Source organism: Micromonospora sp. NPDC002575, assembly GCF_042889525.1.
GTDB classification, from domain to species: Bacteria; Actinomycetota; Actinomycetes; order Mycobacteriales; family Micromonosporaceae; genus Micromonospora; species Micromonospora carbonacea.
Genome location: NZ_JBIARA010000015.1, coordinates 146,200 through 171,118 on the forward strand (window position 1 = coordinate 146,200; position 24,919 = coordinate 171,118).

General features: G+C 73.6%; 20 protein-coding genes. 11 read left to right on the forward strand and 9 right to left on the reverse strand.

What is annotated here, in order from left to right:
* Positions 1–43: 43 nt before the first annotated feature.
* The 8 genes from ACFYWL_RS22135 (at position 44) to ACFYWL_RS22170 (ending at position 11,001) form a co-directional block, all read left to right on the forward strand.
* A complete protein-coding gene (locus ACFYWL_RS22135) occupies positions 44–1,843 on the forward strand; it encodes a protein kinase (protein WP_386975546.1) in 1,800 nt (599 codons plus the stop codon).
* Between the two features lie 136 nt (positions 1,844–1,979).
* A complete protein-coding gene (locus ACFYWL_RS22140; RefSeq protein WP_386975548.1) occupies positions 1,980–2,789 on the forward strand; it encodes a metal-dependent hydrolase in 810 nt (269 codons plus the stop codon).
* A gap of 191 nt (positions 2,790–2,980) precedes the next feature.
* Positions 2,981–4,102: a LacI family DNA-binding transcriptional regulator gene (locus tag ACFYWL_RS22145; protein ID WP_386975550.1), complete on the forward strand. Its 1,122-nt coding sequence runs from the start codon at positions 2,981–2,983 to the stop codon at positions 4,100–4,102.
* Positions 4,103–4,138: 36 nt separating this feature from the next.
* Positions 4,139–5,443 (forward strand): ABC transporter substrate-binding protein, encoded by a 1,305-nt coding sequence (locus tag ACFYWL_RS22150; protein WP_386975552.1) that lies wholly within the window; start codon positions 4,139–4,141, stop codon positions 5,441–5,443.
* A 56-nt stretch (positions 5,444–5,499) separates the two neighbouring features.
* Entirely contained in the window at positions 5,500–6,468 is a 969-nt protein-coding gene (locus ACFYWL_RS22155; RefSeq protein ID WP_386975554.1) for a carbohydrate ABC transporter permease, read from the forward strand.
* Positions 6,468–7,361 (forward strand): carbohydrate ABC transporter permease, encoded by an 894-nt coding sequence (locus ACFYWL_RS22160; protein WP_386975556.1) that lies wholly within the window; start codon positions 6,468–6,470, stop codon positions 7,359–7,361. The genes ACFYWL_RS22155 and ACFYWL_RS22160 overlap by 1 nt, the downstream gene beginning before the upstream one ends.
* On the forward strand, positions 7,358–9,595 hold the full coding sequence (gene yicI, locus ACFYWL_RS22165; protein ID WP_386975558.1) for an alpha-xylosidase: 2,238 nt from the start codon (positions 7,358–7,360) through the stop codon (positions 9,593–9,595). The genes ACFYWL_RS22160 and yicI overlap by 4 nt, the downstream gene beginning before the upstream one ends.
* Positions 9,592–11,001, forward strand: a complete 1,410-nt coding sequence (locus ACFYWL_RS22170) for a GH1 family beta-glucosidase (protein ID WP_386975560.1) — start codon at positions 9,592–9,594, stop codon at positions 10,999–11,001. Before yicI ends, ACFYWL_RS22170 begins: the two co-directional genes overlap by 4 nt.
* 60 nt (positions 11,002–11,061) lie before the next feature.
* On the opposite strand, the gene ACFYWL_RS22175 is transcribed toward ACFYWL_RS22170, so the two are convergent.
* Positions 11,062–12,021: a helix-turn-helix transcriptional regulator gene (locus tag ACFYWL_RS22175; RefSeq protein WP_386975562.1), complete on the reverse strand. Its 960-nt coding sequence runs from the start codon at positions 12,019–12,021 to the stop codon at positions 11,062–11,064.
* Positions 12,022–12,083: 62 nt separating this feature from the next.
* Here ACFYWL_RS22175 and ACFYWL_RS22180 point away from each other — a divergent pair, with 62 nt between their 5' ends.
* Positions 12,084–12,518, forward strand: a complete 435-nt coding sequence (locus ACFYWL_RS22180; protein WP_386975564.1) for a VOC family protein — start codon at positions 12,084–12,086, stop codon at positions 12,516–12,518.
* A 341-nt stretch (positions 12,519–12,859) separates the two neighbouring features.
* Here ACFYWL_RS22180 and ACFYWL_RS22185 read toward each other — a convergent pair whose 3' ends face one another.
* The 7 genes from ACFYWL_RS22185 to ACFYWL_RS22215 form a co-directional block, all read right to left on the reverse strand.
* Positions 12,860–13,453 carry an NTP transferase domain-containing protein gene (locus ACFYWL_RS22185; protein WP_386975680.1) on the reverse strand — a complete coding sequence of 198 codons (594 nt, stop codon included), beginning with the start codon at positions 13,451–13,453 and terminating at the stop codon, positions 12,860–12,862.
* Between the two features lie 93 nt (positions 13,454–13,546).
* Positions 13,547–15,232 carry a bifunctional 3'-5' exonuclease/DNA polymerase gene (locus ACFYWL_RS22190; protein WP_386975683.1) on the reverse strand — a complete coding sequence of 562 codons (1,686 nt, stop codon included), beginning with the start codon at positions 15,230–15,232 and terminating at the stop codon, positions 13,547–13,549.
* Between the two features lie 34 nt (positions 15,233–15,266).
* The gene (locus ACFYWL_RS22195) at positions 15,267–16,226 is read right to left on the reverse strand and encodes a carbohydrate ABC transporter permease (RefSeq protein WP_386975566.1); all 960 of its coding nucleotides are present in this window, start codon (positions 16,224–16,226) and stop codon (positions 15,267–15,269) included.
* A 13-nt stretch (positions 16,227–16,239) separates the two neighbouring features.
* The gene (locus ACFYWL_RS22200; RefSeq protein WP_386975568.1) at positions 16,240–17,181 is read right to left on the reverse strand and encodes a carbohydrate ABC transporter permease; all 942 of its coding nucleotides are present in this window, start codon (positions 17,179–17,181) and stop codon (positions 16,240–16,242) included.
* 42 nt (positions 17,182–17,223) lie between these two features.
* Positions 17,224–18,636 carry an N-acetylglucosamine/diacetylchitobiose ABC transporter substrate-binding protein gene (ngcE, locus tag ACFYWL_RS22205; RefSeq protein ID WP_386975570.1) on the reverse strand — a complete coding sequence of 471 codons (1,413 nt, stop codon included), beginning with the start codon at positions 18,634–18,636 and terminating at the stop codon, positions 17,224–17,226.
* Between the two features lie 25 nt (positions 18,637–18,661).
* Positions 18,662–19,411: a sugar isomerase domain-containing protein gene (locus ACFYWL_RS22210; RefSeq protein ID WP_386975572.1), complete on the reverse strand. Its 750-nt coding sequence runs from the start codon at positions 19,409–19,411 to the stop codon at positions 18,662–18,664.
* Positions 19,408–20,364, reverse strand: coding sequence for a MurR/RpiR family transcriptional regulator (locus ACFYWL_RS22215; RefSeq protein WP_386975574.1), 957 nt, complete (start codon positions 20,362–20,364; stop codon positions 19,408–19,410). Before ACFYWL_RS22215 ends, ACFYWL_RS22210 begins: the two co-directional genes overlap by 4 nt.
* 197 nt (positions 20,365–20,561) lie before the next feature.
* Between ACFYWL_RS22215 and ACFYWL_RS22220 the strand changes: the two genes are divergently transcribed.
* Positions 20,562–21,551 (forward strand): N-acetylglucosamine kinase, encoded by a 990-nt coding sequence (locus ACFYWL_RS22220; protein ID WP_386975576.1) that lies wholly within the window; start codon positions 20,562–20,564, stop codon positions 21,549–21,551.
* Between the two features lie 144 nt (positions 21,552–21,695).
* On the opposite strand, the gene ACFYWL_RS22225 is transcribed toward ACFYWL_RS22220, so the two are convergent.
* Positions 21,696–22,136 carry a hypothetical protein gene (locus ACFYWL_RS22225; RefSeq protein ID WP_386975578.1) on the reverse strand — a complete coding sequence of 147 codons (441 nt, stop codon included), beginning with the start codon at positions 22,134–22,136 and terminating at the stop codon, positions 21,696–21,698.
* Between the two features lie 246 nt (positions 22,137–22,382).
* Here ACFYWL_RS22225 and ACFYWL_RS22230 point away from each other — a divergent pair, with 246 nt between their 5' ends.
* Positions 22,383–24,863: a tetratricopeptide repeat protein gene (locus ACFYWL_RS22230; RefSeq protein ID WP_386975580.1), complete on the forward strand. Its 2,481-nt coding sequence runs from the start codon at positions 22,383–22,385 to the stop codon at positions 24,861–24,863.
* Positions 24,864–24,919: the final 56 nt, after the last annotated feature.

Here is a 24,919-nt window from a genome sequence, read left to right on the forward strand (position 1 = left end):
ATCCGCTGGCTATGGTGTACGTCCGCCAGCGGTGAGGAGAACGGTGCAGCAGGTAGTGATCGGCGGCCGGTACCGCCTGCTCGACCTCGTGGGTCGCGGCGGCATGGGCAAGGTGTGGCGTGCCAGGGACGAGATGCTGCACCGCGACGTCGCGGTCAAGCAGGTCGTCCCGCCGGCCGTGCTGGCCGGCGACGAGCTCGACGAGTTGCGCCAGCGCACGCTGCGGGAGGCGCGCACGACGGCGCGGCTCAACCACCCCAACGTGGTCCGGGTCTACGACGTGGTGCCGGTCGACGACGACCCTTGGCTGATCATGGAGTACGTGCCGTCCCGGTCGTTGCAGCACATCCTGGACACGTCCGGGCCGCTGCCGCCGCGGCGGGCCGCGGCGATCGGGCTGGCGCTGCTGGCCGCGCTGCGCGCCGCGCACCAGGCCGGGGTGCTGCACCGCGACGTCAAGCCCGCCAACGTGCTCGTCGCCCACGACGGCCGGGTGATGCTCACCGACTTCGGGCTCGCCGTCTTCGACGGCGGGGACGGGGTGATGACCCGGCCCGGGCTGGTGCTCGGCTCCCCGCAGTTCGTCGCCCCGGAGCGGGCCGCCGAGGGGATCTCCAGCGTGGAGGCCGACCTGTGGTCGCTCGGCGCGACGCTGCACGCGGCGGTCGAGGGCAGGTCCCCGTACGCCCGCAGCACCGCGATGGCGACGCTGAGCGCCCTGGCCACCCGGCCGCCGGACCCGGTGCCGCACGCCGGGCCGCTGCGGCCGGTCCTGGTCGGCCTGCTGCGCCGGGACCCCCGCCGCCGCATCGACCACGACGAGACGCAGCGCCGGCTGGCCCGGGCCGCCGCCCCGGGCGCCGAGCCCTCGCCCGTCGCGGTCTCCCCAGGGGCCACGGTGGTCCCGCCGGACGTGGTCTCGCCGGACGGCCCGGCCGGACTCACCGACGCGGGCCGGCTGGTCGTGCCGGGCTGGTCGGCCGGGCCGCCGGGACGGGACGGGCCGACGAAGGAGCCGACGGGCAAGGAACTGATGCGGGACGGGCCGACGGACCACGCCGCCTCGGCCGCCCCGGTGTCGGCCGACCTCCCGTTCGTCATCACGCCGACCGGGCCGGCGGACGCCGCCGCGCCGGCCGGCCGGCTCGGGCCGCTGGTCGTGTCCGGGGTGACGGTCACGCTGGTGGTCGCGCACCTCGTCGTGTTCGCGCTGTTCCGCCCGCACGCCGGCCGCGAGGCGGCGCCCCCGGCCACCCCCGGGGCCGAGCCGAGCCCGTCGGCGGCCGGGCCGATGCTGCCGCCGCTCGTGGCGGGTGTCCCGCCCCCGCCCTTTCCCTGCCTGCGGCCCTACCCGTTCGGCGAGCCGCCCCCGACCGTCGCGCCGGCCCAGGACGAGCCGCTGCGCCCGCCGCCGGGCTGGTCCTGGTACGCCGATCCGGCCGGCTTCCGGCTCGCCGTGCCGCCCGGCTGGCGGCAGTACCGGGACGGTGCCGCCGTCTGTTTCCAGGACCCGTCCGCCCGCCGCGTCCTGACCGTCTCCCCGGTGGACGACCCGGGCGTCGCCCCGCTGGAGCAGCTACGCGCGAACGAGCGCCGGGCGCAGGAGGCCGGGGCCCTTCCCCGCTACGCGAGGATCCGGCTGGCGGAGGTGACGGGCCGGGGGGCGGAGTGGGAGTGCGCCTGGGACGCGCCGATGGGGGCGCGCCTGCGCGGGGTGCAGGTGATCCCGGCCGGCGTCCGCTCGTGGTCGCTGGCCTTCAGCGGCCCCGAGCCGGACTGGGACGCCGGCGCGGCCGAGCGGGACACGACGCGGTCCAGTTTCCGGGCCGGCGGCACGGCCTGAGCCGGCCGGGCCGCCCGGTCATCCGCCCGAAGCGCGACACCGTCCGGTGTGGACCGTCCAGGTGATTGCTCCCCGGCGGCGACTCTGCCAGAGTGGCCTAGTTTGTGGATCAAGACCCTGGGGAGGGCGAGGCGTCATGATGGGACCGTCCCACGCGCTGTCGGGCGCGGCGGTGTGGCTGACCGGCTCCTGGGCGCTCGACCAGTTCGCCGACTATCACCAGTCGCCGCTGGCCCTCGCCGTCGGCACCGCGGTCTGCGCGGGCGGGGCGCTCTTCCCCGACCTCGACCTGTCGGGCAAGGTCACCCGCAACCAGGGCGGGGCCACGGTGGCCCGCACCTTCGGGGTGGTCAGCCTCTTCGTCGCCGAGGTGACGGAGAAGATCTCCCTCGGCGTCTACTACGCGACCAAGCTGAGCAAGGACCCGCGCCGCAACAACGGCCACCGCACCCTGACCCACACGATCCCGTTCACCGTGCTGGTCGGCTGGGGCACCACCGCGCTGTGCACCGCGTACGGCAAGTGGGCCGTGGTCGGCATCCTGTTCTTCATGTTCGGGCTGGCCCTGCGCGGGCTGTTCGACCGGTGGGCGGAGCGCGCGGGCTGGGTGATCGTGACCCTGGCCTCGGCCGCCGCCGCCTGGTTCACGTTCGCCAACCTGCCCGGCGACCGGGGGTACCCGCTGATCGGGCTGGCCGTGGGGGTGGGCTGCTTCGTGCACATCCTCGGCGACATGATCACCCGGGCCGGGGTGCCGATCCTGTGGCCGATCCCGATCAAGCGCCGGATGTGGACGATGATCGGCCTGCCGAACAGCATCGCGCTGCGCACCGGCAGCAAGACCGAGGTGGTCGTGCTGCGCGGCGTGCTGACCGCGATCTCCGTGCTCGCGGCGGTGGGCCTGGTCGCCCCGTCGGTGCTGCGCAAGTTCAACATCGAGATCTGAGACCGGGCCCTTCGCCGGGCCGGTCCCGCCCTCGGGCGCGGGCCGGCCCGGCGACCCATTTTCGTCATCGGCTATTGACGCCCTCGTAACACGTGCCCTACGGTCTGTCGAAACGCTTCGACTAACCGTTTCGACTAGCCGTTTCGACGCCGGCCGGGCCCGTCCGCCGGGCCGTTCGAGGGAGGTGCGCGATGGCCACGATGCACGACGTCGCCCGGCTCGCGCGGGTCTCCGTCAGCACCGTGTCGTATGTGCTGACCGGCGCGCGGCCCATCTCCCAGGCCACCCGCGACAAGGTCCGCGCCGCGATGGCGGAGCTGGACTACCAGCCGCATGCGATGGCCCGGGGGCTGGCCAGCCGGCGCAGCCGGATCCTCGGGCTGCTCCTGCCGATCGACGACCGCGGCCTGGGCGCCACCGAGACGGCATTCGTCACCGGCGCCGCCGCGGCGGCCAGCACGGCGGGCTACCACCTGCTGCTCTCCCCCGTCGACGCCGACGACCTCGACGGCCTGCGCCGGCTGGCCAGCCAGAGCATGCTCGACGGCGCGCTGCTGATGGAGGTGCAGCTCGACGACGACCGGGTGGCCGTGCTGCGGGAGGCGGGCGTGCCGCTGGTGCTGATCGGCCGCACCGGCGACACCACCGACCTGTCGTACGTCGACATCGACTTCGACCGCACCGTGCGCGACGCCGTCGCGCACCTCGTGGGCCTCGGCCACCGACGCATCGTCTACGTCAACCACTCGGCCGCGACCATCGCCGAGGGCTACGGCCCGGCGCTGCGCACCCGCGACGCGTTCGCCGCGGCGATGGCCGAGCACGGCATCGAGCCGCTGATGATCCCCGCCGAGGACAGCGCGGCGGGCGGGCGGGCGGCCCTGGCCACGGCGTTCGACCGGGCCCCCGACCTGACCGCCGTCCTCGCCATGAACGAGCGGGCCGTGTTCGGCATCCTCGGCGGGCTGGCCCGGCGGGGCCTCACCGTGCCCGACGACGTCTCGGTCGTCTCCATGGTCACCTCGCCGCAGGTCGCCGAGCTGGCCACCCCCGCGCTGACCGCGATGACGTCGCCCGGCTCGGCGCTGGGACGCATCGCGGTCGAGGCGCTGCTGCGCCACCTGGAGCTCGACAGCGCCCCGATCCACCAGGAGCTGCTGCCGTGCACGTTGGAGGTCCGCGGATCCAGCGGCCCTCCCGGTCGCCCGACTCCGGACACCACCGGCGAGGCCGACGCGGCCGACCCGGAGGCGTCGGGCGCGACGAGCAAGAACACAGCCCGTCGCCGCGCTGCCACGCGACGACGGGCCTAGAGGAGTACCGGCTCGATACTCACGAGGAGAATGGTAATGCAACGATTCCGCACAGTCGTCGCGGCGGTGACCCTGGCCGTCGCCGCGGCGGCGTCCCTGACCGCCTGCGGTGACGACGCCGACGAGGGCGCCAGCGGCGCGAAGGTGCTCAAGCTCTGGCACTACGAGGGCGAGACCAGCGCCATGGGCGTGGCGTGGGACAAGGCGATCGAGGTCTTCAAGCAGGAGCACCCGGGCGTCGAGGTGCGCTTCGAGCGCAAGGCGTTCGAGCAGATCCAGCAGAACGCCGGGATGATCATCAACTCGTCCGAGGGCCCGGACGTGATGGAGTACAACAAGGGCAACGCGACCGCCGGCCTGCTGTCCAAGCAGGGCCTGCTCACCGACCTCACGGCCGAGGCGACCAGGCGCGGCTGGGACAAGACGCTCAGCCCGAGCCTGCAGACCACCGCCAGGTACGACGACAAGGGCGTGATGGGCTCCGGCAACTGGTACGGCGTGCCCAACTACGGCGAGTACGTGATGGTCTACTACAACAAGGACCTGTTCGACAAGAATGGCGTGAAGGTCCCGACGACGCTCGACGAGCTGACCGCCGCGATGGACACGTTCGTCGCCAAGGGCATCACCCCGCTGGGCACCGCCGGGGCCGAATACCCGGCCGGCCAGCTGTTCTACCAGCTCGCGCTCGCCAGGGCCGACCGGGCGTTCGTCGACAACTACCAGCTCTACAAGAACCCGGTCGACTTCAAGGCCGACCCGCTCAAGTACGGCGCGGACACGTTCGCCGAGTGGGTGCGGAAGGGCTACGTCGGCAAGGGCGCCGCCAGCGCCAAGGCCGAGGACATGGGCACCGCGTTCATCGCCGGCAAGACCCCGATGATCGTCTCCGGGAGCTGGTGGTACGGCCGGTTCAAGGCCGAGATGAAGGCCAACTGGGACAGCTTCCTGTTCCCCGGCAACAAGCTGCACGCCGGCTCGTCCGGCAACATCTGGGTGGTCCCGGCGACCAGCAAGGCCAAGGACCTGGCGTACGACTTCATCGACATCACCATGCGCCCGGAGATCCAGGCCCTGATCGGCAACAACGGCGGCGTCCCGGTGGCCGCCGACCCGTCGAAGATCGCCGACCCCAAGGACAAGAAGCTGATCGAGAACTTCAACGCGATCAGCTCCACCGACGGCCTGGCCTTCTACCCGGACTGGCCGGTCCCCGGCTACTACGACGTGCTGGTCTCCGGCTTCCAGGGCCTGATCAACCAGTCGAAGTCCCCCGACCAGGTGCTCGACGCGATCGCCAAGCCGTACGACGAGGGCGTCGCGGAGATCAAGCGCGGCTGACGAGGACGCCCGGCGGGCGCGCCCTGCGCGCCCGCCGGCGCACCGGAGGGACCATCATGGCTGCAACCGACGCCCTCGTCACCCGACGCCGGGGCGACACCGACCCGAAGGGCCGCCGGGGCCCGCGCCGCCGCCGCGGCGACGCCGGATACTGGCTCTACCTGCTCCCCGGCGCGGTGCTCTTCGCGCTGGTCATCGGCGGGCCGCTGCTGTTCACCGGCTACCTGTCGCTGACTCGCTGGTCCGGCATCGGCGACCCGACGTTCGTCGGGCTGGAGAACTATGAGCGCCTGCTCGACGACACCGTCTTCTGGCAGTCGTTCCGCAACACCCTCGCCATGATCGTGGCGATGGTCGTGGTGCCCACCGTCGTCGGCCTCGTGCTCGCGGCGGTGCTGTTCGACACCATCGGGCGGCGCTTCAAGCCGCGCACCGCCAACGCGCTGCGGGCCGCGTTCTACCTGCCGCAGGTGCTGCCGGTCGTCGTGGCCGGCATCGTGTGGGGCTGGATCCTGCGCCCCGACGGGGCCCTCAACGGACTGCTCGACGCCGTCGGGCTGGGCGCGCTGTCGCACGACTGGCTCGGCGACCCCGACACCGCGCTGCCGGCGGTGATGGGCGTGATGATCTGGGTGCAGATCGGCTACCCGGTGGTCGTGTTCATGGCCGCGTTGCAGCGGGTCGACCCCGAGCTGTACGAGGCGGCGGAGATCGACGGCGCGGGCTGGGCCCGCCGGTTCCGGGCGATCACCCTGCCGCAGATCCGGCCGGAGACGTTCGTCGTCGCCCTGACCTGCACCATCGCCGCGATGAAGGTGTTCGGGCCGATCTACGCGCTGACCCGGGGCGGCCCGGAGAACGCCACCAACGTGCCGTCGTACTTCGCGTACTACACGTTCTTCAAGAAACTCCAGGTCGGGTACGGGTCGGCGATCTCGACCGTGCTGACGCTGATCATCGTGGTGGTGGCGCTGCTGTTCATCCGCGCGCAGCACCGCTCCGAGCGACGGGACGGGAGCGCCTGATGTCCGTCACCGCAACCCCCGCCAAGGTCCCCGCGGAGACCGGCCGCCCCGCCCGGGCGCCCGACCGGCACCACCGCGGCATCGGCCGGTGGATCGTGCTGGCCGTGGTCACCGCCGGCGCGCTGCTCATGCTGGTGCCGTTCGTGTTCATGCTGCTCAACGCGTTCAAGACACCCGGGCAATACTCGACGGACGGGCCGCTGAGCTGGCCGTCGGAGTTCTACACCCAGGGCCTGCGCACCTACTGGACGCAGGTCGACTTCCCGCAGAAGCTGTGGAACTCCGCGCTCATCGCCGGCTCGGTCGCGGTGCTCGCCGTCGCCGTGTCGCTGCTCAACGCGTACGCGCTGGGCATCGGCCGGGTCCGGGGCCGGCTCTGGATCGTCGGGGCGTTCCTGCTGGCCAACATGCTGCCGCAGGAGTCCCTGGTCTACCCGCTCTACTACTTCGCCAAGGAGGTGGGCCTCTACAACACCCGGCTCGTCGTGATCATCATCTTCACGGTCATCCAGAGCGCGTTCGGCACGTACCTGCTGGCCTCGGTGCTCGGCACGTTCCCCAAGAGCCTGCTGGAGGCGGCGGCGCTGGACGGGTCCGGCAAGTGGACGATCCTGTGGCGGGTCGTCCTGCCCAACGTCCGGCCCACCCTCGCCGTGCTGCTGGTCTTCTTCTTCATCTGGACCTGGAACGAGTTCCTCATCCCGCTGGTGATGCTCATCGACAACCAGACCCAGACCATCCCGGTGGCCCTCGCGTCGTTGCAGGGCGACCGGCTGATGGACGCACCCACCACCAACGCCGGGGCGCTGATCAGCCTCGTCCCGGCGATCGTGTTCTTCCTCATCTTCCAGCGCACGCTGAGCCGCGGCATCACGGTAGGAGCCGAGAAGTGAAGTTCACCGACGGGTACTGGCAACTGCGTCCGGGGGTCACCGTGCTGCGCCCCGGCACAGTCGAATCGGTGGAGCCGGACGAACGCGGCTTCACCGTCTTCGCGCCGACCGGTCAGATCACCGGGCGGGGCGACACCCTCAACCGCCCGGTCGTCACCGTGCAGTTCTTCTCCCCCGCCCCCGGCGTGATCGGGGTGACCGTCGGGCACCACAGCGGCGGGCTGCCCAAGCAGCCGCGCTTCGCCCTCGCGGCCGGCGACGACCACCCCGTCACCGTCGAGGTCACCGGCGTCAGCGCCGCCCTGACCACCGGCGAGCTGACCGCCCGCGTCACGCTCGTCGACCGGTGGCGGGTCGACTTCCTGCGCGGCGACCGCCTGGTCACCTCGTCCACCGAGCGCAGCGTCGGCGTCGTCACCGACGGCGAGGGCCGGCACTTCGTGCACGACCGGCTGGCGCTGGGCGTCGGGGAGACGATCTACGGCCTCGGCGAGCGGTTCGGCCCGTTCGTCAAGAACGGCCAGACCGTCGACATCTGGAACGCCGACGGCGGCACCGCCAGCGAGCAGGCGTACAAGAACGTGCCGTTCTATCTCAGCAGCGCAGGCTACGGCGTCTTCGTCGACCACCCCGAGCACGTGTCGTTCGAGGTCGGCTCGGAGGTCGTCTCGCAGGCCCAGTTCAGCGTCGAGGGGCAGTCGCTGACCTACTACCTGATCGACGGGCCCACCCCGAAGGACGTGCTGCGCCGCTACACCGCGCTCACCGGCCGCCCGGCCCGCGTCCCGGCCTGGTCGTACGGGCTGTGGCTGTCGACGTCGTTCACCACGTCGTACGACGAGAAGACCGTCACCGAGTTCATCGACGGGATGGCCGAGCGGGACCTGCCGCTGTCGGTGTTCCACTTCGACTGCTTCTGGATGCGGCAGTTCCACTGGGTCGACTTCGTGTGGGACCCGGCGACCTTCCCCGACCCGGAGGGGATGCTGCGCCGGCTGCACGAGCGCGGCCTGAAGGTGTGCGTCTGGATCAACCCGTACATCGCCCAGCGGTCGTACCTGTTCGAGGAGGGCCGGCAGGCCGGCTACCTGGTGCGCAACCCCGACGGGTCGGTCTGGCAGTGGGACAAGTGGCAGGCCGGCATGGCGCTTGTCGACTTCACCAACCCCGACGCGGTGGCCTGGTTCTCGGGCAAGCTCAAGGCGCTGCTCGACATGGGCGTCGACTGCTTCAAGACCGACTTCGGCGAGCGCATCCCCACCGAGGTGGTCTGGCACGACGGGTCGGACCCGCAGCGGATGCACAACTACTACGCCTACCTCTACAACAAGGCCGTCTTCGAGCTGTTGGAGGCCGAGCGCGGCGTCGGCGAGGCGGTCGTGTTCGCCCGGTCGGCCACGGCCGGCGGGCAGCAGTTCCCGGTGCACTGGGGCGGCGACTGCGAGTCGACGTTCCTGGCGATGGCCGAGTCGCTGCGCGGCGGGCTGTCGCTGTCGGCGTCCGGGTTCGGCTACTGGAGCCACGACATCGGCGGCTTCGAGGGCACCCCCGACCCGGCCGTGTTCAAGCGGTGGATCGCGTTCGGGCTGCTCTCCTCGCACTCGCGGCTGCACGGCTCCGGCTCCTACCGGGTGCCGTGGGCGTACGACGACGAGGCCGTGGCGGTGCTGCGCCACTTCACCCGGCTCAAGCTGAGCCTCATGCCGTACCTGGCGGCGGCGGCCGAGGAGGCGCACCGCGACGGGGTGCCGGTGATGCGGCCGATGATCGTGGAGTTCCCGGACGACCCGACGGCCGCGTACCTGGACCGGCAGTACATGCTCGGCCCGGACGTGCTGGTCGCGCCCGTGATGAGCGCCGACGGGGAGGTCACCTTCTACGTGCCGGCCGGCGTCTGGACCAACCTGGTCAGCGGCGCGCAGCTCACCGGGCCGGCGTGGGTGACCGAGAAGCACGGCTACGACAGCCTGCCGGTGCTCGCCCGCCCCGGGTCGGTGATCCCGTTCGGCGCGACGCACGACCGGCCGGACTACGAGTGGGCCGACGGCGTGCGGCTGCGGCTGTTCGCGCCCGTCGAGGGCCAGCGGACCCGGGTGCGCGTCCCGTCGCCCGGCGGCGGGCCGGGGGCCGAGTTCGAGGTACGGTACAACGGCGGGACGGCCGCCGTGGACGTGGTGGCCGGCGCGTCGTCCGGCTACCACTGCGACGTGGCAGGGACGGAGGAGAACCGGTGACGCGAGTGTTTCCCGAGGGCTTCGTGTGGGGCTCGGCCACAGCGTCGTACCAGATCGAGGGCGCGGCCACCGAGGACGGGCGGGGCCCGTCGATCTGGGACACCTACAGTCACACCCCCGGGCGCACCCTTAACGGGGACACCGGCGACGTGGCCGCCGACCACTACCACCGGTGGGCCGAGGACCTGGGGCACATCGCCGAGCTGGGGCTGTCGGCGTACCGGTTCTCGATCTCCTGGCCCCGGGTGCAGCCCGGCGGCTCCGGGGCGTTCAACCGGGCTGGGCTGGACTTCTACTCCCGGCTCGTCGACGGGCTGCTGGAGCGGGGCGTGCGGCCGGTGGCCACCATGTACCACTGGGACCTGCCGCAGGAGCTGGAGGACGCCGGCGGCTGGCCGGCGCGGGACACCGCGCTGCGGTTCCAGGAGTACGCGGCCGGCATCGTCGAGGCGCTCGGCGACCGGGTGCACACCTGGACGACGTTCAACGAGCCGTGGTGCTCGGCGTACCTCGGCTACGGCTCCGGGGTGCATGCGCCGGGCCGCACCGAGCCGGCCGGGGCGCTGGCCGCCGTACACCATCTCAACCTCGCCCACGGCCTCGCCGGCCGGGTGGTGCGCGAGCTGGCGCCGGCGGCGGAGCTGTCGGTGACGCTCAACCTGCACGTGGTGCGGCCGGCGTCGGGCTCGGCGGCCGACGCCGACGCGGTGCGCCGCATCGACGCGCTGGCCAACCGGGCGTTCCTCGGGCCGCTGCTCGACGGGGCGTACCCGGTGGACCTGCTCGCCGACACCGCGAAGGTGACCGACTGGTCGTTCGTGCGCGACGGCGACGAGCGCACGATCGCGGTGCCGCTGGACGTGCTCGGCGTCAACTACTACTCGACCACCCTGGTGCGGGCCTGGGACGGGGTCTCGGCCCGCTCGGACAACGACGGGCACGGCAGCTCGGCGCACACCCCGTGGATCGGCGCCGACGACGTGGACTTCCTGCCGCAGCCGGGCCCGTACACGGCGATGGGCTGGAACATCGAGCCCGCCGGCCTGACCGAGCTGCTGCTGCGGCTGCACCGGGAGCACCCCGGGCTGCCGCTGATGATCACCGAGAACGGCGCGGCGTTCGACGACGTGGTCACCCCCGACGGCCGGGTCCACGACGACCGCCGGCTGGACTACCTGTACCGGCACGTCGAGGCGGTCGGCGCGGCCATGGACGCGGGCGCGGACGTGCGCGGCTACTTCGTCTGGTCGCTGCTGGACAACTTCGAGTGGGCGTGGGGCTACGACCGCCGCTTCGGCATCATCCGCGTCGACTACGACACGCAGGAGCGGATCTGGAAGGACAGCGCCCACTGGTACCGGGGCCTGGCCGCCACGGGCCGGCTGGAGCCGCCGGCCGGCGACTGACCGGCCTCCTCGCCGCCCGCCGCCGCCCGTCCGCCGGGCGGCGGCGGGCGGCGCCTTCCGTCAGCCGGGCTCGGCCATCGCCGCGAGGCGGCGGGCGAGCCGGGCCAGGGCCTGTCGCAGCTCCGCCGGCTCCAGCACCTCCGCCTCGAACCCCAACCGGGCCACGTGCAGGGCGAGCCAGTCGAGGTCGTCCCCGCCGACGACGAGCACGCACCAGCCGTCGCGGTCGCCCTCGACGCGCCCCACCTGCGGCGGCACCAGCTCCCGCAGCACGTCAGGCGGGGTGTGCACGCGCACCCGGGCGAGGTGCCGGTACGGTGCCTCGGCCACCGCCCGCCGCACGTGGGCGACGGGGTCCGGGTGCTCCCGCGCCCGGAAGCGCCACGTCGTCGCCGCCGTCTCGCGCATCCGGTCCAGCCGGAAGGTGCGCCAGTCGTCGCGGTCGACGTCCCAGGCCATGAGGTACCACCGGCGGCCGGTGGTGACCATGCGTACCGGCTCGACCGTTCGCTCGCGCTCCGCGCCGTCGCGGCCGGCGTAGCGGAACCGGACGCGCACGGTGTCGCGGCAGGCCCGCGCGAGGGTCACCAGCAGTTCCGCGTCGATCTCGACGCCGGGGCCGACCAGGGTGTCGGTGGCGGCGTGCACCGCCCGCACCTCGGCGCGCAGCCGGGCGGGCAGCACCTGGTCGAGCTTGGCCAGCGCCCGCAGCGCGGCCTCCTGCGCCCCGGCGACCGTGCCGGCCGAGGCCAGCCGCAGGGACACCGCCGTCGCGATCGCCTCCTCGTCGTCGAGCAGCAGCGGCGGCAGCCGGGTTCCCGCGCCGAGCCGGTAGCCGCCGCCGACGCCGGCCGTCGCGTGCACCGGGTAGCCGAGGGCGCGCAGCCGCTGCACGTCGCGGCGCACGGAGCGGTCGGTGACCCGCAGCTCGGCGGCGATCTCGGCGGCCGTCCAGGACGGTCGCCGTTGCAGCAGCGCCAGCAGTCGCAGCACCCGCTCGGTCGTCGCCTCGACGGTCACCCGTCGATCGTTGCACAGGTCTAGGAACGAGCCTGTCCGCGATATGCCGGAGGCTGGCACCCATGACCGACGTTCAGATCACGTTCGACTGCGCCGACCCGGCCGCGCTGGCGGCCTTCTGGGCCGAGGCCCTGGGCCATCAGGTGCAGGCCCCGCCGCCCGGCTTCCAGTCGTGGGAGCAGGCGCTGGAGGCGATGGGCGTGCCGCCCGAGCGCCGCAACTCCGCCTCGGCGGTGGTCGACCCCGCCGGCGGCGCGCCGCGGCTGTTCTTCCAGCGGGTGCCGGAGCCCAAGCGGGTCAAGAACCGGGTGCACCTCGACGTGCGGGCCGCGCCGGGGCTGGTCGGCGACGCGCGGATGGCGGCCCTGGAGGCGGCGGCCGAGCGGCTCGTCTCGCTCGGCGCGACCCGGTTGCGCCGCCACGAGCCCGCCGCGCCGCTCGACGCGGGGCACATCGTCATGGCCGACCCGGAAGGCAACGAGTTCTGCCTCGACTGATCGCCCCGACCGAGCGGGCCGGCCACTCGCCGCTTGACCACGCTGCGCGATGATCGCTGGCCTTCTGGGGTGCAGGCCCGCCGGCGTGACTCTTCGTCACATTCGCTCGACCCCACGCGACATCTCGCGCCCCCTTTGCTCTGCACCCAGATCCGCAACACCGGGGATGGAATGCCAACATTCACGGCTTGGAATGGACCGAAGCATCCGACGGTCGACTGCGTTGCGTGCCCGTTGCGTACTTGGGTGCAGAGCAAAGACGGCGGAGAGAAGGGGTGGGGGGCGGCGGGTGCGACTGCATCGAGTGACGAGCGACCGGCGCCGCAGCTCGCGGGAGCGCGCTACGCGCCGACGCGCTGGGGCGGGACGGTCAGCCCGTACAGGGCCATCAGCTCCGGGGTGTCGACGCGGCTGCCGTCGGCCACCGAGTCGCAGGAGATGTCGACGATCTGGTCCTTGTGCGCCAGCAGGTACGGCCGGGCCCCGACGTCGGCGCTGGCCAGGGTGGCGATGCCGGACCAGTGCCGGCGGCCGAACAGCATCGGGTAGCCGCGCAGCCCGTCGTAGGTGGCGCAGACCAGCACGTCGGGGTACGGCAGCGCGGCCACCCGCCGCACGGCCTCCGGAGTGAGCCCCGGCATGTCCACCGGGACCACGGCCACCGCCTCGATCCTCTTGTCGGTCAGCGCCGCGAGGCCGGCCCGGATCGACGAGCCGACGCCGGTGCCCCAGGCGCGGTTGACCACCACCGTGGCCCGGGTCAGGTCGGCGGCCTGCCGCACCTGGTCGGCCGCCGCGCCCAGCACCACCACGATCTGCGCGCAGCCCGCCTCGGTCATCGTGTCGATCATCCGGTCCACCAGGGGCTGGTCGCCCTGGTGGAGCAACGCCTCGGGTCCACCGAGGCGGCGTCCCCCGCCCGCCGCGATGATCATTCCTGCGATACGCACACCGGGTGCAACGAGCACCCCCGGGATGAGTGTCGGGGCGAAACGGATATTTGCCGCACTCGGGGTGCCGTCGGCCGGTCAGGCGTCCGCGTAGCAGTCCACGACCGACAGGTCCAGCGGGAACCGCACCGGAGTGTCGCCGAACAGCAGGGCGGTGGCCCGCGCGCCGCTGGCGCGGACCGCCTCGGCCACCGCGTCGGCCTGCCCGGCCGGGCAGTGCACGATCACCTCGTCGTGCTGGAAGAAGACCAGCTCGGCGTCGCTGCCGGCCAGCGCCGTGCGCAGCGTGGCCAGCAGCGTGGAGGCCCACTCGGCGGCGGTGGCCTGGATGACGAAGTTGCGGGTGAACCGGCCCCGGGAGCGGGCCGCCCGCGCCCGGGGACCCTGCGGGTCGGCCGCCGCCTCCGGATCGACTGCCGCGTCGTCGCCGTCGGCGAAGCCCGCCGTGCCGGGCGGGCAGGTGCGCCCCAGCCAGGAGCGCACCAGGCCGCCGGCCTCGCCGGTGCGGGCCGCCGCCTCCACGTAGGCGAAGGCGGTCGGATAGTTGCGGCGCAGCACCGCGAGGGCGGGGACGGCCATCCCGCCGGTCTGCCCGTACATCGCGCCGAGCAGGGCCACCTTGGCCCGGGGCCGGTCGCCGCCGAAGGAGTCCCGGGCCAGGGCGGCGTAGAGGTCACCCGCCCCGCCGGCGGCGGCCAGCCGGGCGTCGCCGGAGACCGCCGCGAGCACCCTCGGCTCCAACTGGCCGGCGTCGGCGACGACGAACCGCCAGCCCGGGTCGGCCACCACCGCCCGCCGGATCACCTTGGGGATCTGCAACGCGCCGCCGCCCCGGGTGGCCCACCGGCCGGAGACGACGCCGCCGGGGACGTACTCCGGGTGGAACCGGCCGTCGCGCACCCAGGCGTCACGCCAGGCCCAGCCGTGCGCCGTCCAGATCCGGTAGAGCTCCTTGTGCTCCAGCACCAGCGGCACCGCCGGATGGTCGACCCCGCGCAGCACCCAGGCCCGGGTGTTGGGCAGCTCCACGCCGGCGCGGGCGAACGCCCGCAGCAGCTCGGCCGGGGAGTCGGCGTGCACCTGGCGCAGGCCGAACGCCTCGGCGATGCGGGCGGTCAGCTCGGCCAGCCGGCGGGGCGGGCCGCCGACCGGGGACGGCTCGCCGAGCAGCCCGGTGAGGATCTCGTCGTGCACCTCGGCCCGCCAGGGCAGGCCGGCCGCCCCCATCTCCGCCGCGATCAGCGCGCCGGCCGACTCGGCGGCCACCAGCAGCCGGAACCGGCCGGGGTGGGCGGTGGCGGCGATGCGGTCGAGCTGGTCGGCGTACACCCGGGCGAGGGCCTCGACGCCGGGGCCCGGCGGACCGGGCAGGGTGTCGAAGAGCGCGCCCTGGCCGTGGCCGGGCGGCTCGGCCGCGCGGGGCGGCGGATCCGGCGGCACGGGCGCGCCGGTCAGCCGGGCCCACGCGGCGGCCGGCGAGCGGGGCTCGCCCCAGCGGCCGGCGTGCCCGAGCAGCAGCGACTCGGTCAGCTCGACGTCGTGGCAGCGGTCGAGCCGGACCCCGGCGCGCAGCAGCGCCGGGTAGCCGGTGACGCCGCTGCCCCAGAGCCAGCGGGGGCGCTCGGCGGCCTCCCGGGCGGCGACGGCGGCGGCGAGGTCGGCGACCTGCTCGGCCGGGCCGGTGGGGCGGCCGGCGGGGTCGAGGGGCAGCAACGCTCCCCCGCCCCGGTCGTCCGCCTCCACCGCCACCAGCACGGACGCGATTCTGCCTCCCCCGTACGACGATCGCGTACGGCGGCTACTTGCTCACCCCGGCGGTCAGGCCGGACTGCACCTGACGCTGGAACACGATGTAGACGATGAGCACCGGCAGCATCGCCATCGTCACCCCGGCGAACAGGCCCGACCAGTCGGACTTGTAGCCCTGGTTGACCGACAGCTCGATGAGGCCCTGGGCGATCACCTGGTTCTTGGGCTCCCCGGCCACCGACTGCATGAGCAGCGTCGGCAGGTACCACTGGTTCCACTGGCCGAGGACGTTGAAGATGCCGATGCTGATCAGGCCCGGCTTGGCCATCGGCAGCATGATGCTGAAGAACAGCCGGCTGTGCGAGGCCCCGTCGACCATCGCGGCCTCGGCGATCGAGTCGGGCAGCGTCCGGAAGAACGAGTGCATGAAGAAGACCGTGAACGACAGCGACCAGGCGACGTAGACCAGGATCAGCATGAGGTGCTTGTTCGGGCCCAGCAGCGGCAGGGCGATCCCCGTGTTGTAGACGCCCTTGAACAGCGGCACGGCGGCGAGGTAGATGGGCAGGGTCAGGCCGGACAGGAACATGTAGTAGATCAGCCGGTTGCCGGGGAACTCGTAGCGCGCCAGCACGTACGCGGCCATCGAGCCGAGCAGCATGGTCAGGAAGACGCTGCCGACCAGGACCAGCAGCGTGTTGAGGAAGAACGCGCCGAGGTGCCCCTCGCCCCAGGCGCGGGTGAAGTTGTCCCAGTGCAGCTCGTCGGGGATCAACGACAGCGGCTCGCGGATGACCTCCGAGTCGTCCTTGAACGCCGACATCACCACCCACAGCAGCGGGTAGATCACCATCACGGCCCAGACCACCAGGAACAGGTGGGAGAAGCCGTTGAAGACGCGCCCGCCCAGCTCCCGGCCGCGGCTGACGAGGCCCCGGCTCGGCGCGGGGCGGGGGGCCGGACGCCCGGGGCGGGCCCGCTCACCGGACGGGTGGGTCACCGTGCTCATCGTCGGGGTCTCCTCAGTACTCGATCCGCTCACGGCGGGTGATCCGGAGCTGGAGAGCGGCCAGCAGGATCGTGAAGATGGCCAGCGCCACGCCCATCGCGCAGGCGTAGCCGAACTGCCCCTTCTGGAACGCGGTGAAGTTGAGCACCGACGCGAAGATCTCGCTGGCGTGGTTCGGCCCGCCCTGGCTCGGGGTCATGACGAAGACCAGGGCGTACATGTCCAGCGCGATGAAGCCCAGGTAGACCCAGGCCACCGAGATGGTGTCCCGCAGCAGCGGCAGGGTGATCCGGAAGAACGTGTGGAACCGGCTCGCCCCGTCGAGGAGCGCCGCCTCGTAGATGTCCTTCGGGATCGACTGCATCGCCGCCGAGAAGAGCACCATGTAGAAGCCGGCCCCGCTCCACACGGCGATGAACAGCAGCCACCACAGCACCGCGGGCACGCCGAGGAACGGCTCGGGGTCGGCGGTGAACCCGATCGGGTTGTCGGCGTCGACCAGCCCGATCTTCATCAGCAGCCCGTTGATCAGGCCCTGGCTGTCCGAGCGGTAGATCTGCTGCCACATCACGGCGATCACCACGAGCGACAGGACCTGCGGGAAGAAGAAGATGACCTTGTAGAGCCCGGAGCCGAAGACCCCCCGGATGCCGGCCCTGTCCTCGCGTCCGCCCACGTTGAGCAGGAACGCGAGGAACAGGGCCAGCGCGATCGTGAACAGCGGCACGGTGACCAGGAAGAACACGTTGTGCCAGAACGCCTTCCTGATCAGCTCGTCGGAGAACAGCCGGACGTAGTTGTCGAGCCCGACGAACTCCTGCTTGTCGGAGTAGCCGCCCCAGTTGGTCAGCGAGTATCCGGCCGCCTGGGCGAAGGGCCACACCACGTAGAAGAGGTACAGCGCGACGGGGAGGGCCAGGAAGCCCGTGACGAAGCGCGCGACACCGTGCCGCATTCCACTCACTCTCTCGAACGGATCAGTGGGCCGCCACCGGGATCAGGCGCGGGTCTGCTTCTTGACCGACGAGTCCTTGGCGACCTTGTCGGCCGCCGCCTGCATCTTGTCGACGAACTGCTGCGCGGTGAGCCGGCCGGCCATCAGCTCCTCGGAGAGGTTCTGGCTCTCCTTGTCCAGGTCGGCGTAGAAGTCGAAGAGCTTGGTCTTGATCAGGTCCTTCGGCGCGTTGCGCATCAGCTCGTTGGCGCTGGCCAGCGCCGTGTCCTGCACCCCGTCGCCGGAGCCCTTGGTGGAGGCGAGCGACTTGGTCAGCTCGGCGAACTTGGTGGAGCCGGACTTCGACAGCACGGCCCGCAGGAACTCCTTCGCCGCCGCCTTGTTCGGGGCCTTGCTCGGCACCACGAGGCCCTCGCCGGCGCCGGCGAAGACGTCCTTGGGCGCCTTGTCGGTGGCACCGAGGCCCCAGTAGTCCGACAGCTTCATCTCGAAGCCCGGCGGGATCGTCGCCGCCATCTCGTTCTTCAGCCAGGTGCCGACCTGGATGAACGCGGCCTTGCCGTCGAGCCACGCCTGCTGCGACTGGGTGTGGTTGAGGTTGCCCGGCAGCAGCAGCCTGTCCTTGACCAGCTTCTCCCACGCTTGGAGGGCGGGCAGCACCCCGTCGGCCTTCCAGGCGTTCTCCTTCAGGTTGTCGATGTCGACGACCGCCTGCTTGCCGGCGGACTTCCAGATCGTCGCCATCAGCGCCCAGCGCGGGTAGTAGCCGTGCACGGCGTCGTGCACGTACGGGGCGATGCCCTTGGCCTTGATCTTCGGCGCGAGGGCGAAGAACTCGTCGAACGTCGTCGGCGGCTGCCAGCCCTCCTTGGCGAACAGCGCCCCGTTGTACCAGTTGCCCCACACGGTGAAGGCCACGTTGACGACGTAGAACTTGCCCTGGAAGGTGCCGTCCTCCACCGTGCCGGGCAGCAGCGTGTCGGCGACGGTGCCCTCGCTGTCCCACGCCGGCGCGGTGAGCAGGTCGTCCAGGGGCTCGATCGCGCCCTCGTTGACCAGGGTGCTGATGTCCATCATGTCGGCGCCCGAGTTCATGACGAGGTCGCTCGGCTGCGTCGCCATCTTCGGCTGCTCTTCGGTCTTGATCTTTTGGGTGGAGCTCATGTTGACCGTCACGCCCGCGTGCTTGGCGCTGAAGACGGCCTTGTCCTCGTTGGCCCACTGGTCGCCGAGGCCGCCGTTGAAGATGACGACCTTGACGGCGCTGCCGTCCTTGACGCCGAACGGGTTGTCCTTGCTCTTGGCGGCGCCGGTGTCGTCGGACTTGCTCGGCTCGCTGCCGGCGCAGGCGCTGAGCAGGCCCACGGCGGGGGTGACGAGCAGGCCCGCCGCGGCGGCGCGGCGCAGCAGGGTCCGGCGGCTCAGGTCGGCCGGGTGCTCGGGGGTAACCGACATCGTTGTCTCTCCTTGAGGTGTCGAATCAGGCGGTGCGCCGGAGACGCCCGGCGTACCGCGACTCGAGGGCGAGGTTGTGCTCGTCCCCACCGGGGACGTTGGCGGAGAGGTAGATAGGGGGTACCTCCCCGGCCTGATGGAACCGTCGTACGACCTCCGCGGTCACCAACTGCGCCAGCAGCGCGGCGGTGACCGAGGAGACCGCACAGACCGCGCCGCCGCCGGAGAGCGGCAGCAGTGCGTCACCGTACGGCGCGCCGTTGTCCAGCACGACGTCGGCGAGGTCGACGAGCCGGCGCCCCGAGGGGTGCCGTGGGGCGACCCGCGAGGTGTGCTCGACCGAGGTGACCGCGATCAGCGGGTGGCCGTGCCCGGTGACCAGCGTCGCCAGCTCGACCACCGAGCCGTTGATGCCGGACTGGGACGCGATCAGGAACACGTCGCCCGGCTGCGGGGCGGCGAGGGCGTAGAGCTGGTGGGCGACGGCCGGGTCGCGTTCCAGCTTGGGGTCGGCGAGCACGTCGCGGGGCGCGTCGCCGTGCAGCACGAGGTCGTGCAGGGAGATCCGGTTGGTGGGGACCAGCCCGCCGGCCCGGGCGACCAGTTCGGCGGCGAACGCCTCGGAGTGGCCGGCGCCGAACGCCTGGAGCACCCCGCCGGCGCGCAGGCCGGCGGCGATCAGGTCGGCGGCCCGGCCGACCGCCGCGGCCTGCGAGTCGACGAGCCGGTCGAGGACGGGCCGGACGGCCTCGGCGTACCCCTGTGCGCTGATCATGCGGTGGCCCCCTTCGCGGCCTTGTGCCCGTCGACGGCCTGGGCGGTGCGCCGGAAGGCCGCGTGGGCGCGGTCGTGGGTGCGCTGGGCGACGGCGATGTAGAGCAGGTCGAGCACGACGAGCTGCGGGTGCCGGGCCGACAGCGCGTCGGGGCGGAACGTGGTGGCCTGGCTGGCGGTGAGCAGCACCAGGTCGGCCAGCTCGGCCAGCGGCGAACGGGGGAAGCCGGTGAGCGCGACGGTGGTCGCGCCCCGGCTGCCGGCCTCGGCGAGCAGTTCGATGGTCTCCCGGGTCTGCCCGCTGTGCGAGATGCCCAGCGCCACGTCGCCGGGGCCGAGCAGCGCCGCGCTGGCCAGCCCCTCGTGCACGTCGCTCCAGGCCCAGGCGGCCACCCCGATGCGGTGCAGGCTGAACTGCATCTCCTCGCCGACCAGCGCGCTGCCGGACGCGCCGAAGATGTTGACCCGGCTGGCCCCGGCGATGGCCACCGCCGCCCGTTCCACCTGGGCGAGGTCGAGCAGCGCGGCGGTGTCGTGCATGGCCCGGGTGTCGGCGGCCATGATCTGGCCGAGCACCCGCTCCAGGGGGTCGCCGGGCTGGATCTCCCGGCCGATGTCGACGGTCCAGCCGGCGGAGCGGGCCCGGCCGGTCTCGGCGGCGATGCCGAGCCGCAGGTCGGCGTACCCCTCGAAGCCCATCGCCCGGCAGAACCGGGTGATGGTGGCCGGGGAGGTGCCGCTGCGCTCGGCCAGCTCGACGATGGTGGCCCGCGCGGCGGCCTCCGGGTCGCTGAGCACGTGCTCGGCGACGCGGCGCAGCGCGCCGGTGAGCTCGCCCGCGCCGGCCCGGACGCGGGCGAGCACGCCGTCGCCGGGCAGCGCGCCCCGCCGATCGGCCGGGTCGGCGTCGACCACGGCGGCGCCCCGGGGGGTGTCGACCTCGTGATCCACCATGCGACGCCTTTCCGAAAAGAGTGTTAACTGTTAGTGGTAAAAGTTCTTACTGAAGGGCCCTCCGTGTCAAGACCGTGGTCGAAGTTTTCAAACTGTTACCTGACGCACGGCCCGCGGACCGGCCGGGGATCTTGCCCCGCGCAGCCGGGTCGACCAGCATGAATCCGCCCGCACCGCCGACCCGGGAGGCCCACCGGATGTCCGACACCGTCGTGGTCGGCCTCGACGTCGGGGGTACGTCCACCCGGGCGCTCGCCGTGACGCTGGCCGGGGAACGCCTCGGCACCGGCCGGGCCGGCGGCGGCAACCCGACCAGCCACGGCGCCCAGCGGGCCGCCGGGGAACTTGTGACCGCCCTGCGCGCCGCGCTGTCCGGCGTGGACCCGGCCCGGGTCCGGGCCGGCACGATCGGGCTGGCCGGGGCGGGGCGGCTGCTCGCCGACCCGGCCGGGCGGGCGGCGTTCGACGGGGCGTGGCGCGACGCCGGCCTGCGCTGCCCGTACGCGGTGCGCGGCGACGCCCTCGTGGCGTACGCCTCCGGCACGCCCAGCGCGCACGGCACGGTGCTGATCGCCGGCACCGGCGCGATCGCCGCGCAGGTCCGCGACCTGCGGCTGGACCGGGTCGCCGACGGCCACGGCTGGCTGCTCGGCGACGCCGGCTCCGGGTTCTGGCTGGGCCGCGAGGCGGTCCGCCGGCTCCTGGCCGACCTGGACGCGGGCCGGCACCCGGGGCCGCTGGGCCGCCGGGTGCTCGCCGAACTGGTCGGCGTCGACCGGGTCGCCGACCGGCCCCGGGACACCGTGGACGCCGTGGTGCAGGCCGTCACCCGCCGGCCGCCGGTCGAGCTGTCCCGGCTCGCGCCGCTGGTGGTCGCCGCCGCCGTCGAGGCCGAACCGGTCGCGGCGGGGCTCATCGGCGAGGCCGCCGGTCACCTGGCCGACAGCGCCGCGCGGGTCCGCCCGGCCGGCGCGGCCGACCCGGTGGTCCTCGGCGGCGGGCTGCTCACCGGCGGCACCCCGCTGGCCGCCGCCGTCCGCGCGGAGCTGGCCCGGCGGTGGCCGGCCGCGCCGCTGACCACGGCCGGCGACGGGGCGGCCGGGGCGGCCTGGCTCGCCGCCCGCGACCTGCCCGAGGTCGCCGACCCGGCCGCCCTGCACGCGCTGCTGGTGCCGGCGACGCCCTGACGATTCATCCCGCCGCCGGGGCCCGATCGACGTACGCACGGACTGCCGCCTACGCTGAAGGGCCGGGCCCCGCCGTCACGGTGGGAAGCCCGGCCCTCTGGCCCGATGGTCCGCGTCGGGCGCGCCCGCGCGTCGCGCCCGAGGTCAGGCGCGCGTGCTAATGATCGACGTCCAGCACTGCCGATCCGCGTCAGGACTGTCGCAGATCCGCAGCTTGATCAGGCTGTTCTCGTGCATGTCCTTGTTGCAGTAGCCCCACCCGGCGGACGTGAAGGTGCAGGTGCCCTGCCGGTAGAGCGTGCTGTCGCTGGGGTAGTAGTTCCACCACACCGCCGTGGGCGTGTCACCGAGCGAACTGTTGTTGGAAACCCACAGCACGTCCCCGTACGGCTGCCAACAGGCGACGGAGTTGCTGAACGGGTCCGCCGCCGTGCAGTCCTTGGCGTAGCCGTTGTCGACGGTTCCCCTGGTGGCCTGGTTCCGCTCCCAGCTGACCGCGAGGGCCGGGCTCGACCACGACACGGCGGCGAACAGACCCATCGTCAGAGCGACCACACCCGCAGCCGCCCGCCTTGCCAGATCCATCTTCTTCTCCCCTCGACAGACACGCCTTGGACATCCCTTGGTGCTCCGGACGCTCGGCCCGGTGCCGCCCGGTGCCGGGCGGCACCCCCCGTCGGGCCAAACGACCGGCGCGCGGCGGTCGCCATCCGCACAGGCTGGGCAGCCCTCGACGCCCCTTACCTCGACCAGGATGGCGACCCGGCACGCTCCCGCCCTCGATCCTGGACGTCCATGGACGATGTCGGACGCCGATGGAAGGATGCGACCGTGACCAATGGCTCGGCTGATCCGTCCGCAAACGATCCACTGGGGACGGAGGGCGAGCTGCTGGCGGAGCTCAACCGGCTGCGGGTCCGCGCCGCCCGCACCCGGGGAAAGGCCCGGCTCTCCCTCCAGGACCTGGCGGCGGCCACCGGCGTGCCCAGGAGCAGCCTGGCCAACTACCTCAACGGGCGCAGCGCGATGCCGATGGACGTGCTCGACCGCCTCCTGCTCGCCCTCGGGGTGACGCCGGCCGAGGCGGGCGCGTGGGCCACCCGGTGGGAACGGAGCGTCGGCGAGCGCCTGGCGCCGGGCGGCTCCCCGCGCGCGGCCACGGCCACCGCCGCGCCGGACCCGGGGCGCCCGGCAGCCGACCCGACGCCCGGGGCCGGGCCGCAGGAGCAGTCGGCCGCGGCCGGCCCGGGGCCGGCCCTGCCGGTGCCCGCGCAGCTGCCGCCCGCCCTCGGCGCCTTCACCGGTCGGCAGGACGCGCTGGCGCAACTCGACGGGCTGCTCGCCGACGCGGACGCCAACCCCGCCGCCCCGGTCATCGCCGTCGTCACCGGCACCGCCGGGGTCGGCAAGACCACGCTGGCGACGTACTGGGCGCAGCGGGTCCGCGACCGCTTCCCCGACGGGCAGCTACACGTCGACCTGCGCGGCTTCGACCCGCGCAAGCCGCCGGTGCCGCCCGCCGAGGCGGTCCGGGGCTTCCTGGACGCCTTCGAGGTGCCCCGGCACCGCGTGCCGACCGGCGCGGACGCGCAGGCCGCCCTGCTGCGCAGCCTGCTGACGGGCCGGCGCGTGCTCATGATGCTGGACAACGCCCGGGACGCCGACCAGGTCCGCCCGCTGCTGCCCGGCGCATCCGGCTGCCTGGTGCTGGTGACCAGCCGCGGCCACCTGCCCGGCCTGATCGCGGTGGAGGGGGCCCGGCCGGTGCCCGTGGGGCTGCTCGGCCCGGCCGAGTCGCGGGCGCTGCTCGCCGCCCGGCTGGGCCCCGGGCGGGTGGATGCCGAGCCGGGGGCGGTCGACGAGATCGTCGGGCGGTGCGCGGGCCTGCCGCTGGCCCTCGCCGTCGTCGCCGCCCGCGCCGCCGCCCACCCGAGCTTCCCGCTGGCCACGATCGCCGCCGAGCTGCGGGAGGCCCCGCGCCGCCTCGACCCGCTCGCCGGCACCGACCCGGGCATCGACGTACGGGCCGTGCTGTCCTGGTCGTACGCGCTCCTCGGCGCGCCGGCCGCCCGGCTGTTCCGGCTGCTCGGGCTGGCCCCCGGGCCGGACCTCGGCACGGCCGCCGTGGCCAGCCTCGCCGGGACGTCCGTCGCCGGGGTCCGGCCGCCGCTGGCCGAGCTGGTCGGGGCGCACCTGGTCACCGAGCACCGGCCCGGCCGGTTCACCTGCCACGACCTGCTGCGCGCGTACGCCCGGGAGCTGGCCGACGCGGACCCGGCGGCCGACCGGGCGGCGGCGACCCGCCGGCTGCTCGACCACCACCTGCACACCGCGCACGCGGCCGAGCGGTTCCTGGTCCCGCCGCGGGGCCCGATCGCGCTCGCCGACCCCGCGCCCGGGGTGACCCCCGAGCGCGTCGACGGCCGGGCCGCCGCGCTGGCCTGGTTCGCCGCGGAGCACCGTTGCCTCGTCGCCGCCGTCGAGCACGCCGCCAGCACCGGCCACCACACGCACGCCTGGCAGCTCGCCGCCGCCTGCGTCAGCTTCTTCGACCTGCGTGGGCACTGGTCCGACTGGACGTCGACGCAGCAGATCGCGCTGCGCGCCGCCCGCCGGCTGGGCGACCGCGGCGCCGAGGCGCACGCGCACCGCTTCCTCGGCGGGGCCGCGACCCGGCTCGGCCGGCTCCTCGACGCCCGCGCCCACCAGTCGCGGGCGCTGGTGCTGTTCGACGCGCTGGGCGACCGGCTCAACCAGGCGTTCACGCACCGCAGCCTGGGCTGGATCGCCGAGCGGTCGGGCGACCACCGCACCGCGCTGGACCACGACCTGCGGGCCCTGGAGCTGTTCCGGCGCGCCGGCCACCGTGGCGGCGAGGCGGCGGCGCTCAACTCCGTCGGCTGGTGCCACGCCCAGCTCGGCGACCACCGGCGGGCGATCGCGGACTGCGAGCAGGCCCTGGCCCTGTTCGACGAGCTGGGCGACCTCGACGGGGTCGCCATGACGCTCGACAGCCTCGGCTACGTCCACCGCCTCCTCGGCGAGCACGCGCGCGCCGCCGAGCTGTACCGGCGGGCCCGGGGGCTCTTCGCGGCGCTCGGTGACCGGCACGGCAAGGCCGAGGCCGGGGCGAACCTCGGTGACACCCTGCACGAGGCCGGCGACCACGAGGGGGCCGCCGCCGCGTGGCGGCAGGCGCTGGCCATCCTCGACGACCTCGGCGACCCGAAGGCCGACCGCGTCCGGGCCAGCCTCGACGCGGCTGTCTGCGCCGAGCTGGACCCGGATCCCCCGGGTGCGACCCGGCGCTGACCGATGCGGCCACCGGCCGTCCGGCTGGCCTGGCTCCAACGCCGGTGGTGGCCGCG